Raw genomic sequence first — 7,115 nt, 5'->3', positions numbered from 1 at the left:
CGCCGCCCGCGCCGCCCGCGCCGCCTGCGCCGCCCGCGGTGCCCGGCGGGAGCACCGCGCGCGGCTCCCGCCTCGCCGGCGTCCGCCGCGTCGCTCCGGGAACCGCCGTCGCCGTGGCGGTCGCCGCGCTCTGCGTCGGCCTGACCGCCGCGGTCCCCGTCCTGCCGGGGCTGCTCGTCGCGATCGCCCTCGGTGCCGCCGCCCGCTCGGTGGGTGCCGTCCCGGCGGTCCTCGAGCCCGGTCTCGCCTGGACGAGCAGGCACCTGCTGCGGGCGGGCGTCGTGCTGCTCGGTCTCCAGCTGTCCCTCGGCGACCTGCTCGGTCTGGGCGCGCGCGAGGTCGCGGTCCTGCTCGTCACCGTCGCGGCGACGTTCTCGGCGACGCTCTGGCTCGGGCCCCGGCTCGGCGTCGGGCGCGCGCTGACCCTGCTCGTGGCCACCGGCTTCTCGATCTGCGGCGCCGCGGCCGTCGCGGGCATGAGCCCCGTCGCGGACGCCGACGAGGAGGACGTCGCGACCGCCGTCGCGCTGGTCACCGTCTACGGGAGCCTGGCGATCGTCGCGCTGCCGCTGGCCGCGGGCGTGCTGGGGCTGACCGACCGCACCGCCGGCCTCTGGGCCGGGATGTCCGTGCACGAGGTCGCCCAGGTCGTCGCCGCCGCGGGCACCGTGTCCGCCGCCGCGCTCACGGTCGCCGTGGTCGCGAAGCTCGCGCGCGTCCTGCTGCTCGCGCCGCTCGTCGCCGGTGTCGGCGTCGTCCGCCGCCGGGCCGGGGGTGCCGTCGCCGGACCCGGCCGCCGCGCGCCGCTCGTCCCGCTGTTCGTCGCGGGGTTCGTCGTGGCCGTGCTGGTGCGTTCCGCCGGCCTCGTCCCCGACGCGGTCCTGCCGGCGGTGAAGCCGGTGACGACCCTCGCGCTCGGCGCCGCGATGACCGCCCTCGGCACACAGATCCACGTCGGGCGCCTGGTCCGCACCGGCGGCCGGCCCCTCGCGCTCGGCGCGGCGTCGACCGTCGTCGCCGCGGCCGTCAGCCTCGGCGGCCTGCTGCTGGCGGGGTGATCCCGGCGTCCGTGTGGGTGGTCCACAAGGGTGACCTTCCCGGCATCGTCGTCAGGCTCGAGGCGTCCGTGCGAGGGTGAGAACGTGGCTGTCGTCGACTGGCTCTCTCCGGCGTTGTCCTTCGCCGGGGCCGGGTTGGGCGCGCTGATCGTGTACCGGACGAGCGTGACGCAGGACAAGAGCAGGCGCCTTCTCGCCGCGATCGACATGCTGGCGTCGGCGGAGCCCCGGAAGCGCGCTCTGGGTCGAGCACGCGTCGTCGAGCTCGCCACCCGCGGCGGTGTCGATCGAGCGCTCCAGATGGAGGCCTTGGCGGTGCTGCGGGAGGACGTCCGAGCCGTGTGTCCTGAGCCGGTCCTGCTGCGGTTGGCGCACGAGGGCACCTCGGGCACCCTGCGCGTCGAGGCCGTCGAAGGCAGCGAGTCCCTGGTGCAGGGCGACCGCGTGCTCATCGCGACGTCGCTGGTGGCCGCGGCGTCGGCGTATGTCGAGGTCGCCGGAGGGGTCGACGCCGCACCTGATCGGGTGGTTGCGCTGATCGCCCAGGCAGTGCCTGCCGGGGTGTCCGCGGGGGAGCACCAGGGGACGGCGCCGGGTGCGGGCACGGGAACGGTGCAGACCCTTCCGGTCGACACACCGATGATCGTGGTGAAGCTGAACCCGGACGTGCTCGACCTCTCCGCCGACGAGCTGCGCGAACGTGCGCGCAAGGCATGGCGGCTGTCGCTCGACCGTGTCCGCACCGAGGCGCCCACGGCGCTGGTCGCGGTCGTGCGAGGACGTGTGCTGGCCGCGTGGCGCGTCGACGGCGTGATCGCCAGCGCGGAGCCGAACCGGGTCGAGTTCATCCTCGGCGAGCGGCTGCACGACCTGGAGGGCCGGACCTTCGACGACACAGGGCAGAACCCTGTGCGCTACTGGCCTTAGCGGTCCCCGGCGCCCAGCAGCTCCGTGGCGCAGCGATCCGCGGGGGCCTGGCAGGATCGGCGCATGACCTCGCCCGTCCTCGTCGTCGCCGCGGCGCTCGTCGACGACCTCGACGTCCCGCGCGCGCTGCTGGCCGCCCGGCGCCGGTCGCCCGTGAGCCTGGCGGGGCGCTGGGAGTTCCCGGGCGGCAAGGTGGAGCCGGGCGAGGAGCCCGAGGCGGCGCTGCACCGGGAGCTGCGCGAGGAGCTCGGCGTCGAGGTCGAGCTCGGTGCGGAGCTGGCCGGGCCGGACGACGGGTGCTGGCGGCTGACCGACCGGTACACGATGCGGCTGTGGCTGGCGCGGGTGGCGGCGGGTGAGCCGGAGCCGCTGGTGGAGCACGACGAGCTGCGGTGGCTGCCGCGCGGCGAGTGGCTGACGGTGCCGTGGTTGGACGCAGACGTGCGGATCGTGTCGGCGCTGGCGGCCGCCACCGAGGGCGGCGACCGCCTCCCCACGGCCTTCTGACCTGCGCGTTCATCTCTCGGCGAACAGCCCGGCACAGGGTTAGCACTCTCGGTGCCCGAGTGCTAGAACAGGTCCTGTAGCCCCTTCCGGCGGGGTCCGTCCCGCCGGAGCAGCGCGATGGCCCCGGACAGGCCGGGGCCCGTCGGAGTCGAGGAGGTGACGGGCTGTGGCTACGCGATTCGACCCGTTCCAGGAGATGGACCGGCTCATGGGCCAGGTGCTCGGCTCGCAGCGCGCGGCGGCGTCCATGCCGATGGACCTGTACCGCGCCGGCGACCACTACGTCCTGCACGTCGACCTGCCGGGTGCCGACCCGGGGTCGATCGACGTCAACGTGGACGACCGCACCCTGACCATCCGCGCCCAGCGCACGGCGCGCACGGAGGACGGCGTGCAGTGGCTCGCCAAGGAGCGCCCGGTCGGCACCTACGCCCGCCAGCTGACGGTGGGCCGCGGGCTCGACCTGGACGCCATCCACGCGTCGTACGCCGACGGCGTCCTGACGCTGACGATCCCGGTGGCCGAGGAGGCCAAGCCGCGGCGCATCGAGGTCCGGACCGGTGAGACGCCGGCGACCATCGAGGCCCCGGCCGACGCCCAGCACGCGGACGCCTGACGCCCGCACACCGGCGCCCCGGTCCCGCGACGGGACCGGGGCGCCGTGCTGCGCGGCGGGTGTCGGCCCGCGCCCCGGATCAGACGGTGGTCGCCACCGGCAGCGTGGCGCGCACCGCGCGGGTCGCGGCCAGCACGTGCTCGAGCGACGGCGTGACCTCGGCGTAGCCGCGGGTCTTGAGGCCGCAGTCGGGGTTCACCCAGAGCTGCGCGGGGTCGATCACCCGGACGGCCTCGGTGAGCAGCTCGGTGACCTCGGCCTCGCTCGGCACGCGCGGGGAGTGGATGTCCCAGACGCCCGGGCCGATCCCGCGGGGGTAGCCCGCCGAGGCGATGTCCCCGAGGATCTCCATCTTCGAGCGCGCGGCCTCGATGGACGTCACGTCCGCGTCGAGCCCGTCGATCGCCCCGATGACCTCGCCGAACTCCGAGTAGCACAGGTGGGTGTGGATCTGGGTGTCCGGGCGGACGCCCGACGTGGCGAGGCGGAAGGACCGCACCGACCAGTCGAGGTAGGCCGCGTGGTCCGCCGCCCGCAGCGGGAGCAGCTCGCGCAGCGCGGGCTCGTCGACCTGCACGATCGCGGTGCCGGCGGCCTCCAGGTCGGCGATCTCGTCGCGCAGCGCCAGCGCCACCTGGTTCGCGGTGTCGGCGAGCGGCTGGTCGTCCCGCACGAACGACCACGCGAGGATCGTGACCGGCCCGGTGAGCATGCCCTTGACGGGCTTCGCGGTGAGGGACTGGGTGTACGTCGTCCACGGCACCGTGATGGGCGCCGGGCGCGCGACGTCGCCCCACAGGATCGACGGGCGGGTGCAGCGCGAGCCGTAGGACTGCACCCAGCCGTTCTGCGTGACGGCGAACCCGTCGAGGTTCTCGGCGAAGTACTGCACCATGTCGTTCCGCTCGGCCTCGCCGTGCACGAGGACGTCCAGGCCGATCTGCTCCTGGAGCTCGACGACGCGCCGGATCTCCGCCCGCATCGCGTCCTCGTACTCGGCGGCGGTGAGCTCCCCGCGGGCGGACGCGGCGCGCGCCACCCGGATCTCGGAGGTCTGCGGGAAGGAGCCGATGGTGGTCGTCGGCAGCACGGGCAGGCGCAGGCGCGCGGCCTGGGCGGCCTGCCGCTCCGCGAAGTCGCCGCGGTGGAACGCGTCCTGCGGCAGCGCGGCCAGGCGGTCCCGCACGTCGGGGCGGACCACGCCGGGCGCCTGGGCGCGGCTGCGGCGGGCGTCCGCGGCGGCGAGCAGCTCGGCGTGCACGGCCTCGCGCCCCTCGCGCAGCCCGGTCGCCAGCGTGACGACCTCGCCGACCTTCTGGTCCGCGAACGCCAGCCAGGACCGCAGCGTCGGGTCGAGCGCGGGCTCGTCGTCGACGTCGTGCGGCACGTGGAACAGCGAGGTGGACGTCGCCACGGACACCTGCGCGGCGCCGAGCGTCTCGAGTCCCTCCAGGGTCGCCAGCGCGGCGTCGAGGTCCGCGCGCCAGATGTTGTGGCCGTCCACCACGCCGCCGACCAGCAGCTTCGACGCGAGCCCGGGGACGTCGCCCGCCGGGGCCGCGCCGCGCACCAGGTCCAGCGCGAGGCCGTCGACGTCGGACGCGGCGAGCACGGGCAGCGCGTCGCCGAGGTCGCCGTAGGGCGCCGCCACGAGCAGGGCGGGGCGCTCGGCCACGGGCAGGTCCGTGGCGAGGGCGCGGTACGCCTCCGCGGCGGCGGCGAGCAGCCGGTCCGCCGGCACGCCCGTGGAGTCCGACACCAGCGCCGGCTCGTCGAGCTGCACCCACGTGGCCCCCGCGGCGGCGAGGTCCCGCAGCAGCGCCGCGTAGACGGGCAGCACGTCGGGCAGCCGGTCGATCGGCAGGAAGTCCTCCGGGGAGCCCTCCGTGGGCTTCGACAGCGCGAGGAACGTCACCGGCCCGACCAGGACCGGCCGGGTCAGCACGCCCTCGGCGAGGCCCTCGGCGAGCTCGCGGACCGGACGGTCGCCCGCGTAGCGGAACGGCGTCGCCGGACCGATCTCGGGCACCAGGTAGTGGTAGTTGGAGTCGAACCACTTGGTCATCTCGAGCGGCAGGTCGCCGCCCCGGCCGCGGGCGACGGTGGAGTACCCGGCGAGGTCCAGGCCGCCGTCGGCGGTGAGCAGGTCCGCGAACCGCTCCGGCACGGCGCCGAGCACCGCGGCGGTGTCGAGCACGTGGTCGTAGAACGAGAACGCGCTCGGGATGGCCGGCAGCCGGGTGTCGAGCCCGAGCCCCGCCAGCCGCTCGCGGGTGCGCCGGCGCAGCCCGGCGGCGGTCGCCTCCAGCTCGTCGGCGGTGGTGCGGCCGGCCCAGAACGCCTCGATGGCCTTCTTGAGCTCGCGGCGCGGCCCGATCCGGGGGTAGCCCAGGACGGTGCCGGCGGGGAACGGGTGGGTCAGGTGGGTCATCTCTCGCCTCAGGTGGTCGGGACGGGGGTCGGGGTGGTCGCGGGTGCCGCGGGGGCGCGGGGCGGGTCGACCCGCAGGTGCGCGCGCGGGGCGTCGCCGCCCAGGCCGGCGCCCTCCAGCAGGTCGAGCGCCGGTCCGTGCTGGTTGAACGTGTAGAGGTGGACGCCGGGCGCGCCGCCGTCGAGCACCGCGTTCACCAGGTCGACGCCCAGCCGCGTGCCGAGGCGGTGCCGGGCGGCCACGTCCGCGGGGTCGCCGGGGTCGAAGACGTCGAGCCGCTCCATCAGCGACGCCGGGACGGGCACGCCGGTCAGCTCGGCCACGCGCCGCAGCCGCGCCGGGTCGGTGGTGGGGATGATGCCGGGCAGGATCGGGATGGTGACGCCGGCGTCACGGGCCAGGGCGACGAGCTCGGCGTACGAGCCGGCGTCGTAGAACACCTGGGTGATCGCGAAGTCGGCGCCGGCCCGCTGCTTCGCGAGCAGCGCCGCGACGTCCTGCTCCCGGGTGCTGCCGGCGCCGGCGTTGCCGCGGGGGAACGCGGCGACGGCGACCGAGAGGGGCCGGGTGGCCGCCCGCACCGCCTGCGCCGGGCTGCTCGCGCACCGGCGGCGCTCGACGTCCCGCAGCAGCTCGACGAGGGCGCTCGCCGTCGGCAGCCCGTCGGGGTGCGGCTCCCAGGACCGGTCGGACGGCGGGTCGCCCCGCAGCGCCAGGAACGACCGCACGCCCTCGTCGAGGAACTCCTCGATGGTCGCCGTGAGGTCCGCGCGCGAGCTCGCGACGCAGGTCAGGTGCGCGATGGGGGTCAGCGACGTCTCGCGCAGCAGCCGCCGGACGAGCTGCCGCGTGGTGGTGCGCGTGCTGCCGGAGGCGCCGTACGTGACGGACACGAAGTCGGGCCGGGCGGCGGCGAGCCGCTGCACGGTGGACCACAGCCGCGGCGCGGCGTCCGGGTTCCGCGGCGGGAACAGCTCGAACGACACGGTCGGGCGGTCCACGGCTCCGAGGCCGTCGGGCACGGCGTGCTCCGTCGGGTGCGCGGGTGCGTCGGGACCGGTCATCGTCAGCTCCATCGGTCCTGGCGGAAGCACCCGCACCCTCGATCACGAGGGGGGTTGCTGCGACGTCGACGAGCCAGGTCTCTCGGTCGCTCTGGATGGGTGCGGCCACACTAGGCCGCGTCGGGTCAGCCGTCCACTGCCCCTGACACGTCACCGACCGGGGCGGGTCGGGGTCCGGACCGTTGACACCCCCGCGGGACAGTCCTACGTTCGGCACGTCGCGGCGCCCACCGGCGCGAAGCCGCGGCCGCGCCGCACCGGCGCTCCGCCACCGCACCACCCGCACGCCTCCCGGCACCTCCCACGGACGGTCCGCACCGACTCGTCCTGGAGGTCCTCGCATGCGCACCACCCCCGACGACACCGTCGCACCCGACCCGTCCGGCTCCGCCCCCGGCCGCGCGTCCCGCCGCGCGCTGCTGCGCACGGGGGGCGCCGGCCTCCTGGCGTCGGCCGTCGCGCTCGGCGCGGCCCGCACGGCGTCCGCCGCGTCCCCCGCCGTCCCGGCCGCC

Annotated in this window: 6 protein-coding genes and 1 riboswitch; of the genes, 4 read left to right on the top strand and 2 right to left on the bottom strand. The window is 76.2% G+C overall.

The annotated features are described in order from the left end of the window. The 4 genes from AAHH18_RS18085 to AAHH18_RS18070 all read left to right on the top strand — a co-directional run. Positions 1–1,058 (top strand): YeiH family protein (locus AAHH18_RS18085; protein ID WP_343302575.1); only part of this gene is annotated, 1,058 nt, incomplete at its 5' end. Positions 1,059–1,142: 84 nt separating this feature from the next. Then, positions 1,143–1,985 carry a hypothetical protein gene (locus AAHH18_RS18080; protein ID WP_343302574.1) on the top strand — a complete coding sequence of 281 codons (843 nt, stop codon included), beginning with the start codon at positions 1,143–1,145 and terminating at the stop codon, positions 1,983–1,985. Positions 1,986–2,048: 63 nt separating this feature from the next. Then, positions 2,049–2,492, top strand: coding sequence for a (deoxy)nucleoside triphosphate pyrophosphohydrolase (locus AAHH18_RS18075; protein WP_343302573.1), 444 nt, complete (start codon positions 2,049–2,051; stop codon positions 2,490–2,492). Between the two features lie 166 nt (positions 2,493–2,658). Next, positions 2,659–3,108: an Hsp20/alpha crystallin family protein gene (locus tag AAHH18_RS18070; protein WP_343302572.1), complete on the top strand. Its 450-nt coding sequence runs from the start codon at positions 2,659–2,661 to the stop codon at positions 3,106–3,108. Positions 3,109–3,187: 79 nt separating this feature from the next. On the opposite strand, the gene metE is transcribed toward AAHH18_RS18070, so the two are convergent. Beyond that, positions 3,188–5,539 (bottom strand): 5-methyltetrahydropteroyltriglutamate--homocysteine S-methyltransferase, encoded by a 2,352-nt coding sequence (metE, locus tag AAHH18_RS18065; RefSeq protein WP_343302571.1) that lies wholly within the window; start codon positions 5,537–5,539, stop codon positions 3,188–3,190. 8 nt (positions 5,540–5,547) lie between these two features. Further along, positions 5,548–6,603: a methylenetetrahydrofolate reductase gene (locus tag AAHH18_RS18060; protein WP_343302570.1), complete on the bottom strand. Its 1,056-nt coding sequence runs from the start codon at positions 6,601–6,603 to the stop codon at positions 5,548–5,550. A 5-nt stretch (positions 6,604–6,608) separates the two neighbouring features. Continuing rightward, positions 6,609–6,705, bottom strand: a riboswitch (SAM riboswitch). Positions 6,706–7,115: the final 410 nt, after the last annotated feature.

This window comes from Cellulomonas olei, from assembly GCF_039548315.1.
GTDB lineage: Bacteria > Actinomycetota > Actinomycetes > Actinomycetales > Cellulomonadaceae > Cellulomonas.
Note: the sequence above shows the minus strand (reverse complement) of the source record. Positions and strands in the feature narration are given on the sequence as shown.

Excerpts from the sequence above, each read along its gene's own strand:
- AAHH18_RS18075 (WP_343302573.1), top strand. The coding sequence starts at position 2,049 with ATGACCTCGCCCGTCCTCGTCGTCGCCGCGGCGCTCGTCGACGACCTC.
- metE (WP_343302571.1), bottom strand. The coding sequence starts at position 5,539 with ATGACCCACCTGACCCACCCGTTCCCCGCCGGCACCGTCCTGGGCTAC.
- AAHH18_RS18060 (WP_343302570.1), bottom strand. The coding sequence starts at position 6,603 with ATGACCGGTCCCGACGCACCCGCGCACCCGACGGAGCACGCCGTGCCC.